17 protein-coding genes are annotated in these 12,375 nt (G+C 71.8%); 10 read left to right on the top strand and 7 right to left on the bottom strand.

Annotated elements, in window-relative coordinates; all coding sequences use genetic code 11:
- Positions 1-26: 26 nt before the first annotated feature.
- Entirely contained in the window at positions 27-416 is a 390-nt protein-coding gene (locus tag MYMAC_RS00930; protein ID WP_095956680.1) for a hypothetical protein, read from the bottom strand.
- Positions 417-559: 143 nt separating this feature from the next.
- Here MYMAC_RS00930 and MYMAC_RS38790 point away from each other — a divergent pair, with 143 nt between their 5' ends.
- On the top strand, positions 560-946 hold the full coding sequence (locus tag MYMAC_RS38790; protein ID WP_476695881.1) for a response regulator: 387 nt from the start codon (positions 560-562) through the stop codon (positions 944-946).
- Positions 937-1,404, top strand: a complete 468-nt coding sequence (locus MYMAC_RS00920; protein ID WP_013936661.1) for a hemerythrin domain-containing protein — start codon at positions 937-939, stop codon at positions 1,402-1,404. The genes MYMAC_RS38790 and MYMAC_RS00920 overlap by 10 nt, the downstream gene beginning before the upstream one ends.
- Positions 1,405-1,479: 75 nt before the next feature.
- Here MYMAC_RS00920 and MYMAC_RS00915 read toward each other — a convergent pair whose 3' ends face one another.
- On the bottom strand, positions 1,480-1,989 hold the full coding sequence (locus MYMAC_RS00915) for a type II TA system antitoxin MqsA family protein (RefSeq protein ID WP_095956679.1): 510 nt from the start codon (positions 1,987-1,989) through the stop codon (positions 1,480-1,482).
- The gene (locus MYMAC_RS00910; protein ID WP_095956678.1) at positions 1,986-2,285 is read right to left on the bottom strand and encodes a DUF4258 domain-containing protein; all 300 of its coding nucleotides are present in this window, start codon (positions 2,283-2,285) and stop codon (positions 1,986-1,988) included. The genes MYMAC_RS00915 and MYMAC_RS00910 overlap by 4 nt, the downstream gene beginning before the upstream one ends.
- Before the next feature lie 801 nt (positions 2,286-3,086).
- On the opposite strand from MYMAC_RS00910, the gene MYMAC_RS00900 reads away from it, so the two are divergent.
- Positions 3,087-3,746, top strand: a complete 660-nt coding sequence (locus MYMAC_RS00900; protein WP_275663160.1) for a cytochrome b/b6 domain-containing protein — start codon at positions 3,087-3,089, stop codon at positions 3,744-3,746.
- Entirely contained in the window at positions 3,739-4,434 is a 696-nt protein-coding gene (locus MYMAC_RS00895) for a molybdopterin-dependent oxidoreductase (RefSeq protein ID WP_095956676.1), read from the top strand. The genes MYMAC_RS00900 and MYMAC_RS00895 overlap by 8 nt, the downstream gene beginning before the upstream one ends.
- Positions 4,435-4,446: 12 nt before the next feature.
- Here MYMAC_RS00895 and MYMAC_RS00890 read toward each other — a convergent pair whose 3' ends face one another.
- Positions 4,447-4,881: a hypothetical protein gene (locus tag MYMAC_RS00890; RefSeq protein ID WP_013936667.1), complete on the bottom strand. Its 435-nt coding sequence runs from the start codon at positions 4,879-4,881 to the stop codon at positions 4,447-4,449.
- A 25-nt stretch (positions 4,882-4,906) separates the two neighbouring features.
- Positions 4,907-5,692 carry an alpha/beta fold hydrolase gene (locus MYMAC_RS00885; protein ID WP_095956675.1) on the bottom strand — a complete coding sequence of 262 codons (786 nt, stop codon included), beginning with the start codon at positions 5,690-5,692 and terminating at the stop codon, positions 4,907-4,909.
- Between the two features lie 129 nt (positions 5,693-5,821).
- Here MYMAC_RS00885 and MYMAC_RS00880 point away from each other — a divergent pair, with 129 nt between their 5' ends.
- Positions 5,822-6,568 (top strand): DNA methyltransferase, encoded by a 747-nt coding sequence (locus tag MYMAC_RS00880; protein WP_095956674.1) that lies wholly within the window; start codon positions 5,822-5,824, stop codon positions 6,566-6,568.
- A gap of 17 nt (positions 6,569-6,585) precedes the next feature.
- Here MYMAC_RS00880 and MYMAC_RS00875 read toward each other — a convergent pair whose 3' ends face one another.
- Both MYMAC_RS00875 and MYMAC_RS00870 read right to left on the bottom strand, forming a co-directional pair.
- A complete protein-coding gene (locus MYMAC_RS00875; protein ID WP_095961433.1) occupies positions 6,586-7,242 on the bottom strand; it encodes a hypothetical protein in 657 nt (218 codons plus the stop codon).
- 115 nt (positions 7,243-7,357) lie between these two features.
- Positions 7,358-8,248, bottom strand: a complete 891-nt coding sequence (locus MYMAC_RS00870; RefSeq protein WP_095956673.1) for an EamA family transporter — start codon at positions 8,246-8,248, stop codon at positions 7,358-7,360.
- 252 nt (positions 8,249-8,500) lie between these two features.
- Here MYMAC_RS00870 and MYMAC_RS37470 point away from each other — a divergent pair, with 252 nt between their 5' ends.
- The 5 genes from MYMAC_RS37470 to MYMAC_RS00845 all read left to right on the top strand — a co-directional run bounded on the left by MYMAC_RS37470 (position 8,501) and on the right by MYMAC_RS00845 (position 12,284).
- Positions 8,501-8,845 (top strand): hypothetical protein, encoded by a 345-nt coding sequence (locus tag MYMAC_RS37470; RefSeq protein ID WP_239989258.1) that lies wholly within the window; start codon positions 8,501-8,503, stop codon positions 8,843-8,845.
- Positions 8,842-10,200, top strand: coding sequence for a sensor histidine kinase (locus tag MYMAC_RS00860; protein ID WP_095956672.1), 1,359 nt, complete (start codon positions 8,842-8,844; stop codon positions 10,198-10,200). The genes MYMAC_RS37470 and MYMAC_RS00860 overlap by 4 nt, the downstream gene beginning before the upstream one ends.
- Positions 10,197-10,934 (top strand): hypothetical protein, encoded by a 738-nt coding sequence (locus MYMAC_RS36555; protein WP_013936674.1) that lies wholly within the window; start codon positions 10,197-10,199, stop codon positions 10,932-10,934. Before MYMAC_RS00860 ends, MYMAC_RS36555 begins: the two co-directional genes overlap by 4 nt.
- Entirely contained in the window at positions 10,931-11,818 is an 888-nt protein-coding gene (locus MYMAC_RS00850) for an SAM-dependent methyltransferase (protein ID WP_095956671.1), read from the top strand. The genes MYMAC_RS36555 and MYMAC_RS00850 overlap by 4 nt, the downstream gene beginning before the upstream one ends.
- A gap of 145 nt (positions 11,819-11,963) precedes the next feature.
- Positions 11,964-12,284, top strand: a complete 321-nt coding sequence (locus MYMAC_RS00845; RefSeq protein ID WP_095956670.1) for a hypothetical protein — start codon at positions 11,964-11,966, stop codon at positions 12,282-12,284.
- Positions 12,285-12,375 lie beyond the last annotated feature (91 nt).

Genomic DNA, 12,375 nt, shown 5'->3' with positions numbered 1-12,375 from the left:
GCCTTGCCTGGACTCCGCGTCCTGTCTCAGCGTGAGGGTGGAGGGAGGGCGGGGGCGATCTCCTCGCGGCAGGGGGCGTCGCACTCGGTGAAGCGGGTGAGGAACTCCGCCATCTGCGCGCAGCGCTTCGGAAAGCGGCGGGTGCCCGCGTCGCCCGTGCACATCTCCCGGAAGGAGTCCCGCGTCTCCTGGAAGAGCGAGGCCCGCTGCATGGGAGACAGCGCGTTCAGCGCCCGGTTCTCCCCGCCCCGGACGTACAGCCACACGCTGACCAGCAGCAACAGCACGAGCCCCAGCAGCACGGCCTTGCGGGTCCGCTGCTCCTCCGGCGACGGGCCTCGGGCCCGGGAGAAGACGTTCTCCTCTTCCCCATCTCCGGGCGGGGTGCCGCCAGTCATCATCCCAATCAAGCGCATACGCCCCTGTTCCATCCCAATCCGGCGGGCAATGCCAGCACGGTGTGTGACGGGTGTGCGGCAACCGCCAACATCGGGGCGGGCCTGGCGTGTGCTCCCGCACGCCAGGCGGAGGCGGGACGCGCGGGGGGAGCCACGGGGACGTGCGAGCGCGCCCCATGCGGGTGCTGGTGGTCGACGACGAGCGGAACATCCGCCCCACCCTGCGCGTGTGCCTGGAGGGCTTCGGCCGCGAGGTCCGGGAGGCCGCCACGCCCGAGGCCGCGCTGGCGGCGCTGGCGCAGGGCCCCGCCGACCTGGCCTTCGTCGACCTGCGGCTGGGCACGGCGAGAAGCGGTTCGAGCGGCTGGGCGAGGGCTGAGCGCGGACCCGCGAGCACACGTGCGCCCGGCGTGTGCCCACGGTGTCCCACGGGAGCGGACCGGGCAGGGCTCCGCCGCGCGCCCGGAGCGGTGATTGCGGCGTCCTACGCGCATGCGGAGCATTGGAGGACACCGAACCGATTCCAAGGAGCGCGGACGTGGACGTGATTGACCTGTTGATTCAGCAGCACCGTGAGGTGGAGGCGCTGTTCGACGCCTGTCGCGCGGCGAAGGACGACGCGAGCAGGAAGGAGCTCGGCATCCAGCTCGCGGAGGCGCTCACGTTGCACACCACGATTGAAGAGCGCTGGGTGTACCCCGCCGCGCGCCGGGTGGTGGGGGAGGAGCTGATTCAGGACTCCATGGAGGAGCACGGGAAGATGACGGAGCTCATCGCCCAGATGATTCGCTCGCGCAACGACCCGGACAAGCTCGTGGCCCTGTTCGGCGAGCTGGAGAAGGTGGTGAAGGACCACGTCACGATGGAGGAGCGGGACGTGCTGCCCCAGCTCGGCCAGAAGGTCACCGAGCAGGACCTGGGCATGTCGTGCAAGGACATCGTCCGCACGGCGTCCGAGGTCCGGCGTGAGGAGATGCAGAAGCTCCAGGGGCAGGCGAACGCCTGAGGGCCTCCGTCCGGCTCACGGGGGGCACAGCGCCCTCCCGTGGGTGCTCGGTGTTGCCGCACGACGCGTCGCTCTTCAAGAGACAGCGGCAGCCAGCATGTTGGTGCTATCCGGCCGCCAGGTCGTCTTCTCGGCGAAGATGCGGACAGGGACAGTCACCCTCTTCTCCTGGACTTCGTCGAAGGACTTCACGGTGTAGTTCCGTTCGTGAAGCTCCAGCAGCACCATCAAGCGAAGAAGCAGCTCGAAATGCCAACTGAGCTCCTCGGCGCCGGTCTCCCAGCGGGACACAGCCTCGGACCGGACGTTGATGCGCTTCGCGAAGTCAGCCTGTGAGAACCCCAGGTGTTTGCGCAGGAAGCGCACCTCCGGCGGCGTCAGCAGGCTGCTCTTCGCGGACAGGGCCTTCGCGATGGTCCGGTGCAGCTCCTTCAACTTCGGAATCACGACCTCACGCTCGTCACAGCGCTCACACCGGCGCTCGACCACCCCCACGAGGATGACGTCCTCCAGGCCACTCTCGTCGAAGTGGTAGCTGTCGAGTCCTGTCTCCAAGACCTTCCCGCCGCAGCTCTCACACTTCATGACTTCCTCCAGACCGACACGATGACCAATTCGGAAGGTTCGCCCGCTTCGTCACAGCGAAAGGCTACCGCCAGCCCCATGCGAGGGGTCTCGATGACGTAGGTCCACCGGCCGCCCTGCTGCTCTCCCTCGTTGTTGATGGCCCCGCCTTCGATGATGTTCTCGATGTCCGTGGTCGCGAGCTTCCGCTCCTTCATGCGGTCCTTCGCGTGCTGCTTGAGAACCAACGAGCCCTCATTCAAGAGGCGCCGGGAGAACTTGAGCGCCTCGAAACGCTTGAAGGGTTCCTTGCTCAACGCCCTGCACTCCCCCGTGTTGCAGCCCGACCGCCATGAAACTTGCGGTGACCGCAAGTTCACTAACAACGCCCCTCGACGTGCACAAGTGATTTCCCAAGCGCCCGAAGCCATGGGCGTTGGGCCTACCCTGCAGGTGACGCGGGCCCCGTGCAGCACGAAAGTACCCGGGGCCTCTGACACGCCCTATTGGGGCGGATGCTCCTCGCGACGCGACATCACGCTCCCACCGGCCCAGCCCCGCGCCTCCCGCTGGCGCGCCGGGTGCCCGGTAGAACTTCTCGAAGCTGCGCGCCTGCTGCACCGGGGCAATCCCCTCCCCCGTGTCCCGCACCTCTGCGCCCGTGGGCGTGTGCTTCACCCGGTTGCCCACCAGGTTCCCCAGCACCAACCCCAGCCGCTCCGGGTCCACGTCCAACCCCCACCTGCTTCGGCAACTGGCCCACACGCTCCTCCGCCGCCGTCTGCGACGCGGCCCGGGCCTGGAGCAGCTCGCCCAGGCTGCTGCGACAACCCCGACACCCGCCGCAGCGCCCGGTGCGTCAGCGACTGCGACGCGAGCAGCCCCACCACGAAGGCCGCCAGCGCCACGGGCTCCGTGAGCCACACGCGCGCGTTGAGGCCCGCGAAGAGGCGGAGCCCCCGTCACCCTCTCACCCACGCCGGATGCCCTCCGGGCCCAGGGCGTCGTCCGCGGCGCGACGCACCGGCGCGCGGCCCCCCGCCTGAATGACGGCTGTCCACCAACGCGAGCCACGGCGCGCCCACGCCACGTGACGCCGGGTGCTTACTTCCGCGCGCGTGCAAGCTCCTGAACGACGCAGGCCTCAGCCGTGGCTCATCCGTGTCACGCACTGGCTCAACGTGCCGCTGCTGCTCATCATGGCGGCCAGTGGCCTTCAAATCTGGGTCGCCTACCCCATGCTCGGGCCACAGGGTCGGCCTTACGGGTGGTATCCCTTCCAGGGCATCCCTCCGCCGGAGTGGATGCGGCTGGGAGACTGGCTGGCCGGAGCCCGCCACTGGCACTTCGCCTTCGCGTGGTTCCTCACGCTCAACGGCGTGGCGTACGTGCTCTACCTGGCCCTCAGCGGTGAGTGGCGCCGCCGCCTCTTCCTACCCCGTCGCGACACGCGCAACGCGCTGGACACGCTCGCCTTCTACCTGCGGGTGCGACGACACGCGCCTGCCCAGGGGTTCTACAACGGCCTCCAGCGGCTGGCGTACACGGGCACGCTGGCGCTGGGCCTGCTCGCGGTGCTCTCCGGGCTGGTCCTCTACAAGCCGGTGCAGCTCGGCGCGCTCACCTCACTGCTGGGCGGGTACGACTCGGCGCGCGCCGTCCACCTCATCGTGCTGGCGCTGCTCGCCCTCTTCACCGTGGGCCACATCGTGCTGGTGCTGCTCCATCCCCGGAGCCTGGCGGAGATGGTGACGGGCGGAAGGCGGCCGGATGCCTAGACACCTCCTCACGCGGCGCGCGACGCTGCTGGGCACCACCGCGCTCACCACCAGCGCCTGCGACAGCAGCCGCCCGCGCGAGGGCTTCCTGGGCGTCATGGAGCGCTTCAACGCACGCTTCCAGGCCGCGCTGTTCGACGAACGCCGGCTGGCGCCGGAGCTGCCCCCCGAGGAGACGACGCCCCCGGGGAAGTTCCCCGAGTACTTCATCTCCGACACGGTGCCGCTGGCGCCCGCGGGCTGGGCGCTCCGCGTGGGCGGACGGGTGGCGCGGCCCGGCGTGATGACGCTGGAGGAGCTCCAGCGCCTGCCGCGCACGGATTTGCGCGTCCGCCACCACTGTGTGGAGGGCTGGAGCGCGGTGGCGTCCTGGCATGGCGTGCGCTTGAGCGAGCTGGCCCGGCATGTGGGCGCGGACACGCGCGCCGGCTACGTGGAGCTGCGCTCGTTCGACGCCGGCTATTACTCGTCCTGGGACCGGCCCAGCGCCTTCCATCCGCAGACGATTCTGGCCTACGGGATGAACGGCCAACCGCTGACGCCCGGACACGGCGCGCCCCTGCGCCTCTATTCAGGCGTGAAGCTGGGCTACAAGATGGTGAAGTACCTCACCGAGGTGAACTTCCTCCCGGAGCCCACCGGCGGCTACTGGGAGGACCGCGGCTATGAGTGGTTCGCGGGGGTGTGAGCCGCCCGAGCCTCAGGCCTTGCTGCCGAGGAAGCCTCCGCTGAAAGGCGAGAAGCCCCGCTTGCGGAGCGCCTCGCGCTCGGCCTGGAGCGCGGCCAGTGCTTCATCCCGGGTGGCGTAGTGGTTGACGGCCGCGCCGTTGATGGCGCCGCTGGTGAGCACGAACATCTGCGTCATGTCGTCGCCGCCGAAGCGATACGAGCGGTGCGTGTAGCGCTCCAGCACCTCGCGGCGCTCCTTGCCGAAGACGCGGCCGGCGGTGAACTTCACCACCAGCCCGTCCAGGTTGATGAGGAGGTCCACCTTGGACGGGTACTTGGAGAGGTGTTCCTCGACTTCCTTCCGCCAGCGAAGGACGTCCGCCTCACTCACCAGGATGCAGTCGGTGAAGTACGCGGTGACGACGTCGTTCTGCGCGTCGTACTCGAAGGACATGTTCCAGGCCATCGTGCTGCCTCCTCGACGCGTGCGCTCAGGCCGGTAGGGAGCCGGCGAGGAAGGCGGACACCAGCGCCGCCGTCTCCGCCGGGCGCTCCACCTGGGGGTAATGGCCGGGGCCGGGCAGGTACGCCAGGCGCGCGCCGCGAATCTTCGACACCACCGCCTCGCGCAGGAAGGCCGCCGGCAGGAAGGCGTCGTCCGTGGCCACCACCAGCGTGGGCGCCGTAATCGCGGCCAGCTTGTCGGCGAAGCCACCCGCCGTCCACGCGTCGAAGACCTGCTCGATGGCGGCCTTGCTGACGTCCATCGAGTCCTTCACCAACGCCTCCTGGGCCTCCGGCGACAACTGCTTGCACGCGAGGCCGAGGATGGTCTGCTTCTGCTCACGGCTCCCCGCCGACGTGCGGAACAGCCCCGCCGCGTCCGGCGGCAGCGGCAGGCCCGCGGCGGGCACGGTGTTGAGGAGCACCAGCCCCTCCACGCGCTCCGGCGCCTGCGCGGCGACCCACTTCACGAGCTGGCCGCCCATGCTGTGCCCCACCAGCGTGAAGCGCCGCGCGTCCGCCGCGTCCGCCACCGACAGGACGTCGTTCGCCAGCGTCTCCAGGCTGTAGCCCGTCTCCGGCCGGCCCGACTGCCCCGCGCCGCGCATGTCCGGAATCACCAGCCGCAGGCCCGTCAGGTCCAGGCGCTCCACCAGCGCGTCCCAGACCGCGCCGGACACCATCCACCCGTGGACCAGGATGACCGTGCGCGGCCCCTCGCCCACGACGCGATAATGGAGTGAAGTCCCGTCTTTCGCTGAAGTCGAGGCCATTCTGTATCTCCGATGCAACTAGATAAAACAGGATTGTAGAAATCTAGGGGAGCGCAAGCAAGCCACGGTTTCGGCGTGTTGACCAGCCCGACGCGGAGTGCGCGCGGCTCTGGCAGACTCCGCCACCGCATGGTGGACGAACGGGAAGGCGCCGCGGGCGCAGCAAAGCGCACGGTGTACTGCGAAGACGCACTCGTGTGGCTGGAAGCGCGGCCAGCGCTGGCGGGCAGCTCGGCCATCGCGTCGCTGCCGGACTGGTCGGAGTTCCCGTCGCTGTCGCTGGCGGACTGGAAGGCGTGGTTCATCCGCGCCGCGGCGCTCATCCTGGCGCGCGTGCCGCCCGAGGGCGTGGCCATCTTCTACCAGACGGACGTGAAGGAAGAGGGCACCTGGGTGGACAAGGGCTACCTGGTGTCTCGCGCCGCGGAGGAGGTGGGCGTGGAGCTGCTCTGGCACAAGGTGGTGTGCCGGCGGCCTCCGGGGACCGTGACGTTCGGCCGGCCCGCGTACTCCCACATGCTGTGTTTCTCGCGCGGCGTCCGCGTGGACCTGGCGAAGTCCACGCCGGACGTGCTGCCCGAAGCGGGCGAGGTGACGTGGACGCGCGGCATGGGCGTGGAGGCGTGCCTCATCGCGTGCCGCTTCATCCTGGAGCACACGCGGACGCGCACGGTGGTGGACCCCTTCTGCGGCCACGGCACCGTGCTGGCCGTGGCCAACGCGCTGGGGCTGGACTCGGTGGGCGTGGAGCTCAGCCGCAAGCGGGCGCGCAAGGCCCGCAACCTGCGCGCGGAGATGACAGAGGGCACGCTCGTCCTGAGCGGCGCCCACGGCACGGGCGCGCCCGGGAGCGAGAGCGAAGAGGACGGGCTGTAGCCGGAACGAAGGCGGCGCTACTTCACCGCTTCGGTGCGCGCGGCGGCGCCGTCACCCTCCGCCGGGACGAAGGCGGCCAGCTCCCGCGCCACGGTGGCCTCCAGCTCGCCGATGAAGGCCGCGAAGAGCCGCTCCTCCAGCGCCAGCGCGTCCTCCAGCGAGGCGCCCACGGCGGTGAGCCGCTCGACACACGCGTCCTCGATGGAGCGCCGGTGGCTCTGCTCCTCGGTGACGACGCGCCCCAGCTCCTCGCGCACGGCCGGGTGGCGGGACGCCGCCTTGTAGAGCGGATACAGCACCATGGCGCGCCGCTCGATGGCCGTCGTCGTGAGCAGGTAGTGCAGGTAGACGTCCGGCGCGCCGGTGAAGGACGTGGCCCAGGTGGCCAGCGCGTGGTCCAGCGCCTGGAAGTAGCGGCCCGCCGCCTCATGGCAGAGGAAGGTGGTGATTTCCGCGCCGGCGACCTCGGCCGACAGGCGCTTGAAGGCGAAGGCGTGGCGCGTCTCATCGGCCAGGTGCCCCAACACCTCCAGCGACGGGTGCCGGTCCGCCACGGTGCGCGAAATCTTCCGCGCGCCGATGAACTCCATCAGGGACACGGTGTGCAGCCAGCGCGCCTCCAGCTCGGGCGTCTGGACGAGTTGGCGGAGCACGGCCTGGATTCGGTCACGCATGGAGCCGTCCTCTAGCGCGGCGCCGCGCCCGAAGGCGAGCACGAACACACCGGCCCCTCCCGGGCCCCGCGTCCTCCGGGGACGCGCCCATCCAGCACCGGACGGAGCACGGCCCTCAGCTCGCGGCCGCGGCGACCTCCGCCGGCCCGCGGGACGTCGCGGCGCTGCCCACGGAGGCCAGGACGATGCAGCCGATGGCCGCCCACTGCGTTCCGGACAGCCGCTCGTTCAACAGCAGCAACCCGGACAGCGCCGCCAGCGCCGGCTCCACGCTCATCAGGATGCCGAACGTGCGCGTGGGGAGCGCCTTGAGCGCGTACATCTCCAGGGAGTACGGCAGCGCGCTCGACAGCACCGCGACGCCCAGGATGATGGGCAGCAGCGACACGTCCAGCAGCTTCGCGCCCGCGTGCGCCACGCCGAAGGGCAGGACGAGCACCGCCGCGGTGAGCATGCCCAGGGACGCCGCCGTGCCACCGTGGACGGCGCCTCCGGCCCGCTGACCGAAGAGGATGTACAGCGCCCAGCAGGTGGCGGCCACCAGCGCCCAGAAGACGCCCAGCCAGTCCAGCGCGCCGGAGGTCTCCGTCAGCGGCAGAATCAACAGGATGCCGGCCACGGCCAGCAGCGCCCACAGGAAGTCGATGGGCCGGCGCGTGGAGAGGATGGCCAGGGCGAGCGGCCCGGTGAACTCGATGGCGACGGCGATGCCCAGCGGGATGCGCTCCAGCGCCAGGTAGAAGGTCAGGTTCATCCCCCCCAGCGCCGCGCCGTAGATGAGCACGGACAGCAGCTCCTGGCGGGTGAGCCGCTGGCGCCAGGGCCGGAACACCGCCGCCAGGATGAGCGCCGCGAAGAACACGCGGAGCGCCGTGGCCCCCGCCGCGCCCAGCACCGGGAAGACGCGCTTGGCCAGCGAAGCGCCCGTCTGGATGGAGGCCATCGCGACGAGCAACGTGAGGACGGCCACCGTCACCGGCCCCGGCTTCGTCAACCTTCGAGACATACCGCGCACCTCTTCCGCCGCGCCCGATGTCCTTCCCGTATCACCCGGCTGCCCTGAAGGGTGAAGAGAACACGCTGGACAACACTCGCCTGGCCGGGAGTTTGACGGCGCGCGCGCGCATTCGCTTTGCTCGGGGGTGAAACGACTGTGCCGGGCCCCGGGGGGGAAGCCAGCATGACGCCAAGAGTCCGAGAAATCCGGTTCCATCCACTCCGCACGCGACGAGAATGCCCACCGCGCTGGGATGCCCGCATGGGCGCGCCCGCGGCGCCCAGGCCCCGAAACCGGACGGCCCGGGCGGCGCCTGACAGCCCGCACGGCGACGTCCCAAGGGCCCGCGCGCTGGCGGACTACCTGGCCCGCGGCCGCGAGCTGGGGGCGGTGGAGGGGCCGCTGGGCGCGCGCGTGCTCAACCCCGCGCTCCGGCCGGTGCTGGAGGCCCTCCACCACGTCCTCGCCGGCGGCGAGGTGTCGGTGCACATCCTCCAGCGCGGCAACGCGGACCTCGTCGACGAGCTGAACCTCCGGGCCGAGCGCGCCACCGAGGAGTCCTCCACCCTCGACACGGCGGATGACACCCTGTCCGCCACCGTATGAGCGCGGCCTCCGCCGGGCGCCAGGCCCTCCTGGCCTCGTTCCGGCGATGGACGCGCGCCCAGGATGCGGCGGAGGTGATGGCCGCCTCGGGGCTGGGCGCGTGGCTGGCGCTCTGCGCCTTCGTCCCCGCGCTGCTCGCCATGATGGCCTGGGCCCCCGGCGCGCGGAGCTTCTTCGGCCTCCCCTTCGGCACGGCGCTGCTGTGCGCCGTGCCCATGCTGGCCAGCGGCGTGCTCTTCTCGCTGGTCCACCGGCGCCGCCGCCGCGTGGAGCCCTGGGGCTGGGTGTGGCTGGCCGCGGGCGTGGCCGCCATGCACTTCTTCGTGGCCGCGCTGATGGCGCTGTCGGCGCTGCCCGGCGCCACCGTCATCGCCTCGCTCTTCCTCTTCACCACCGCCTTCCACGGCCGCCTGCACCGGGTGACGCCGCGCCAGCCCTTCCTCGCCCTGGGCACCGCGCTGGCCCTGGCGCTGGCGTTGCCCCTGCGCGGCGGCGACGAGCACCTGGCCCTCTTCGGCGTCATCGGCCCCGCGGCGCTCACCGCCCAGCTCTACCTGGGGACCTTCGCCGTGCAGCATGACCGGGCCCGCGCGGACGCGGAGCGCCTGCGGGCCGCCGTGCACGCGCAGCTCCTGGAGCAGCAGGAGCGCGACGTGGGCCGCCTGTCCCAGGCCCTGTCGGAAATCCTGGGCTACCACCACGACATCGACAACGCGCTGATGGCCGCGGGCAGCGTGGCGGACATGCTGGGCGTGGTGGGCGCGCACCGCCCGGGGCCCGGCCGCACCGAGTTCGACGACCTGCTCCGCCAGCTCAACGAAACCCTGGCGCAGATACGGGACATGGTGATGGACGCCCGCGCCAAGGGGCGGCGCCACGCCGGCGCGGAGCCGGAGCCCGTGGAGCTGGCGCCGGTGCTGGACGCGGTGCAGGCCAGCGTGGGCCTGCGCTTCCCGGACGTGGACATCCAGGTGGAGGTGGAGCAGCCCGCCCCGCCCCCGCGCGCGCTGATGCGCGGCGGCGCCCCCACGCTGCGCCGCGTGGTGGAGAACCTGGTGCTCAACGCCTGCGAGGGCAACGGCGAGGAGGGCGCGGCCCGCGTCCACATCCACGCGCGCGTGGAGCCGCTCAGCGGGCGCCTGGAGGTCACCATCACGGATGACGGCCCCGGCTTCCCGCCCGGCCAGCTCGGCCGCCCCACGGAGGCGCTGTACACCAGCAAGCCCCACGCGACGGGCCTGGGCCTCTACACCAGCGAGTGCCTGTTGCGCGCCAGCGGCGGCATGCTGCACCGGCAGAACGCGGCCGGGGGCGGGGCCGTGCTGCGCATGCTCCTGCCCAGGGAGTACCGATGAGCGGCGGCGCCCTGTACCAGGAGTCCCTCCGGACGCTGCGCCGGCTCGCCTTGCCGGAGGCGTCGGAGCGGGACGTGCTCGCGGCGCTGGAGGCGGCGCAGCCCGGGCCCCTGGCGCTCTTCTATGAAGCGGGCGCGGAGGCCGGCCTGCCCCGCGACGCCCTGCTGGCGCGCGGCGCCGGGCTCTTCCTCAGCTTCAGCGCGGGCAACCTCGCCGACGACCTCATCGACGGCGAGTGCACGTACCACGACCCGCCCATCCGCGTGGGGCCGTGCGTGCAGTTCATCCTCCAGAACCTGGCCTTCGCCACGCTGTGTGGCGCGCGGGCGCGGGTTCCCGGCCCGGTGCTGGAGGACGCGGTGCGCACGCTGGCGATGGCCGCGGGCCCGCAGGCGCTGGAGGTGCGCGCCAGCACTTGGACGGCGCCGCTGTTCCGCCAGGTGGCGGAGGGCATCGCCGGCCAGCAGTGGGCCGCGTACCTGCGGGTGTTGTGGGCGGGCACGGTGCTGGAGCCGCGCGCGGCGGCGGCGGGCCGGGCGCTGGGCGTGGCGGCGCACGTGGCGGAGGACATCCGCACGCGCGACGTCCGCTTCACCAGCATGCCCCAGGCGGACCGTGACGTGGTGGTGGACTGGGCGCGCGCCGCCACGCAGGCGCTGCGCCAACAAGACCTGCGCTGCCTGGACGCGGCGCTACGCCGCATCGAACCGATGCTGCCAGAGGGGGAGTCATGAGGGCCGAAGCCGCGCAACCCGTCTGGAGACGCGACGAGGTGAGCGCGTACTACGAGGCGAAGACGGAGCGGCTGCTCCAGCGCTACGGGCCAGGCCCGCGCGTGCACTACCACTCCGGCCTGGTGGACGGGGTGCCGCCGCCCGGCGCGCCGCGGGCCGCGCTGCGCACCAGCATCCACGCCGCGCAGGAAGCCCTGATGATGGAGCTGTCACGCGCCGTGGGCCGCTTCCCGGACGGCGGAGACGTGCTGGACGTGGGCTGCGGCCTGGGCGGCGGCGCGCTGTACTGGGCCGCCGAGCACCAGGCGCGGGTGACGGCGGTGACGAACGTGCCGTCGCATGTCGCGCTGGTGCGCGGCTTCGCGGAGGCCGCGGGCGTGGGCGCGCGGGTGCGGCCCATGCTCTGTGACGCCCTGTCCGTCCCGGGCCGCGCGGCGTTCGACGCGGTGGTCGCGGTGGAGAGCGCCTGCTACCTGCCTCGCGCGGAGTGGTTCCGCCGCACGCGGGCCTTGCTGAAGCCAGGAGGCGTGGTGGCCATCGCCGACTGCTTCCTCCGCCGCCCGGAGCTGGCGGCCGGGTTCAACCGGTACTGGCGCACGAACATCGGCTCGCTCGACGAGTACCTGTCCGCCGCGCACGCCGCGGGGCTGGAGCTGGAGGTGCGGGATGACGTGTCCTCGCGCGTGGTGGGCTTCTGGTCGCTGACGTTGGAGCTGATGGTCCACGAGCGCGCCTCGGCCTCGGCGCACCTCACCCAGCACCCGCTGCGCGCGCTCGCCCAGGCAGGCCGCGGCGAGTCCTGCCGCGCGCACCTGCGCCTGCAACAGGCGTTGATGGATGGGAGCCTGGAGTACGGGCTGCTCGTGCTGCGCCGCGCGGACTGAGGCCGGGCGGCGACGCCTGGGTGACGCGAGCCCCTGGCCGTCCGGCCGGTGAGCGGGCGGGCATGCGCAACGTCCGAAGGGGCGAGGTGCGCCGGGCGGAGAGCGCCCCCAGCCTTGGGCCAGTCGCTACTCAGGAGGAATCTCGATGCAGGCTCTCAATCGGTGGATGGTGCTGGGCGCGGTGGCGGTGGCCATGTCCGTCACGGGATGCAGGGAACAGAACCGTGACCAGCAGGGGACCACGACGACGCCGGGCATGGAGGGCACGGGTGGCAGCGGTCAGGGCGGCTATCAGACCCCCAGTGAGGACATGGGCGGCACCGGCGGCGGCGGCCAGGAGATTCAGGGCTATGACGCGGGCACCGGCGGCTCCGGGATGATGGATGACGCGGGCACCGGCGGCTCCGGGATGATGGATGACGACACCATGGACCCCGGGACGCACAGCCCGGAAGGCCAGCAGTAGCCGCCTCGTCACGCCGCGAGCGTGAAGCCACTGGGGTCCGGGGCGCTTCCCGGGCCCCGGTCCGCTTTTGACCCCGCACGGGACAACCTGG

This window comes from Corallococcus macrosporus DSM 14697, assembly GCF_002305895.1.
Classification (GTDB): domain Bacteria; phylum Myxococcota; class Myxococcia; order Myxococcales; family Myxococcaceae; genus Myxococcus; species Myxococcus macrosporus.
This window is presented reverse-complemented; position numbering and strand designations above follow the sequence as displayed.

Coding starts and splice junctions, on each gene's coding strand:
- MYMAC_RS00930 (WP_095956680.1), bottom strand. CDS start 416: ATGCGCTTGATTGGGATGATGACTGGCGGCACCCCGCCCGGAGATGGG.
- MYMAC_RS00915 (WP_095956679.1), bottom strand. CDS start 1,989: ATGAAGTGTGAGAGCTGCGGCGGGAAGGTCTTGGAGACAGGACTCGAC.
- MYMAC_RS00895 (WP_095956676.1), top strand. CDS start 3,739: ATGCCTAGACACCTCCTCACGCGGCGCGCGACGCTGCTGGGCACCACC.
- MYMAC_RS00890 (WP_013936667.1), bottom strand. CDS start 4,881: ATGGCCTGGAACATGTCCTTCGAGTACGACGCGCAGAACGACGTCGTC.
- MYMAC_RS00885 (WP_095956675.1), bottom strand. CDS start 5,692: ATGGCCTCGACTTCAGCGAAAGACGGGACTTCACTCCATTATCGCGTC.
- MYMAC_RS00880 (WP_095956674.1), top strand. CDS start 5,822: ATGGTGGACGAACGGGAAGGCGCCGCGGGCGCAGCAAAGCGCACGGTG.
- MYMAC_RS00875 (WP_095961433.1), bottom strand. CDS start 7,242: ATGCGTGACCGAATCCAGGCCGTGCTCCGCCAACTCGTCCAGACGCCC.
- MYMAC_RS00870 (WP_095956673.1), bottom strand. CDS start 8,248: ATGTCTCGAAGGTTGACGAAGCCGGGGCCGGTGACGGTGGCCGTCCTC.
- MYMAC_RS37470 (WP_239989258.1), top strand. CDS start 8,501: ATGGGCGCGCCCGCGGCGCCCAGGCCCCGAAACCGGACGGCCCGGGCG.
- MYMAC_RS00860 (WP_095956672.1), top strand. CDS start 8,842: ATGAGCGCGGCCTCCGCCGGGCGCCAGGCCCTCCTGGCCTCGTTCCGG.
- MYMAC_RS36555 (WP_013936674.1), top strand. CDS start 10,197: ATGAGCGGCGGCGCCCTGTACCAGGAGTCCCTCCGGACGCTGCGCCGG.
- MYMAC_RS00850 (WP_095956671.1), top strand. CDS start 10,931: ATGAGGGCCGAAGCCGCGCAACCCGTCTGGAGACGCGACGAGGTGAGC.
- MYMAC_RS00845 (WP_095956670.1), top strand. CDS start 11,964: ATGCAGGCTCTCAATCGGTGGATGGTGCTGGGCGCGGTGGCGGTGGCC.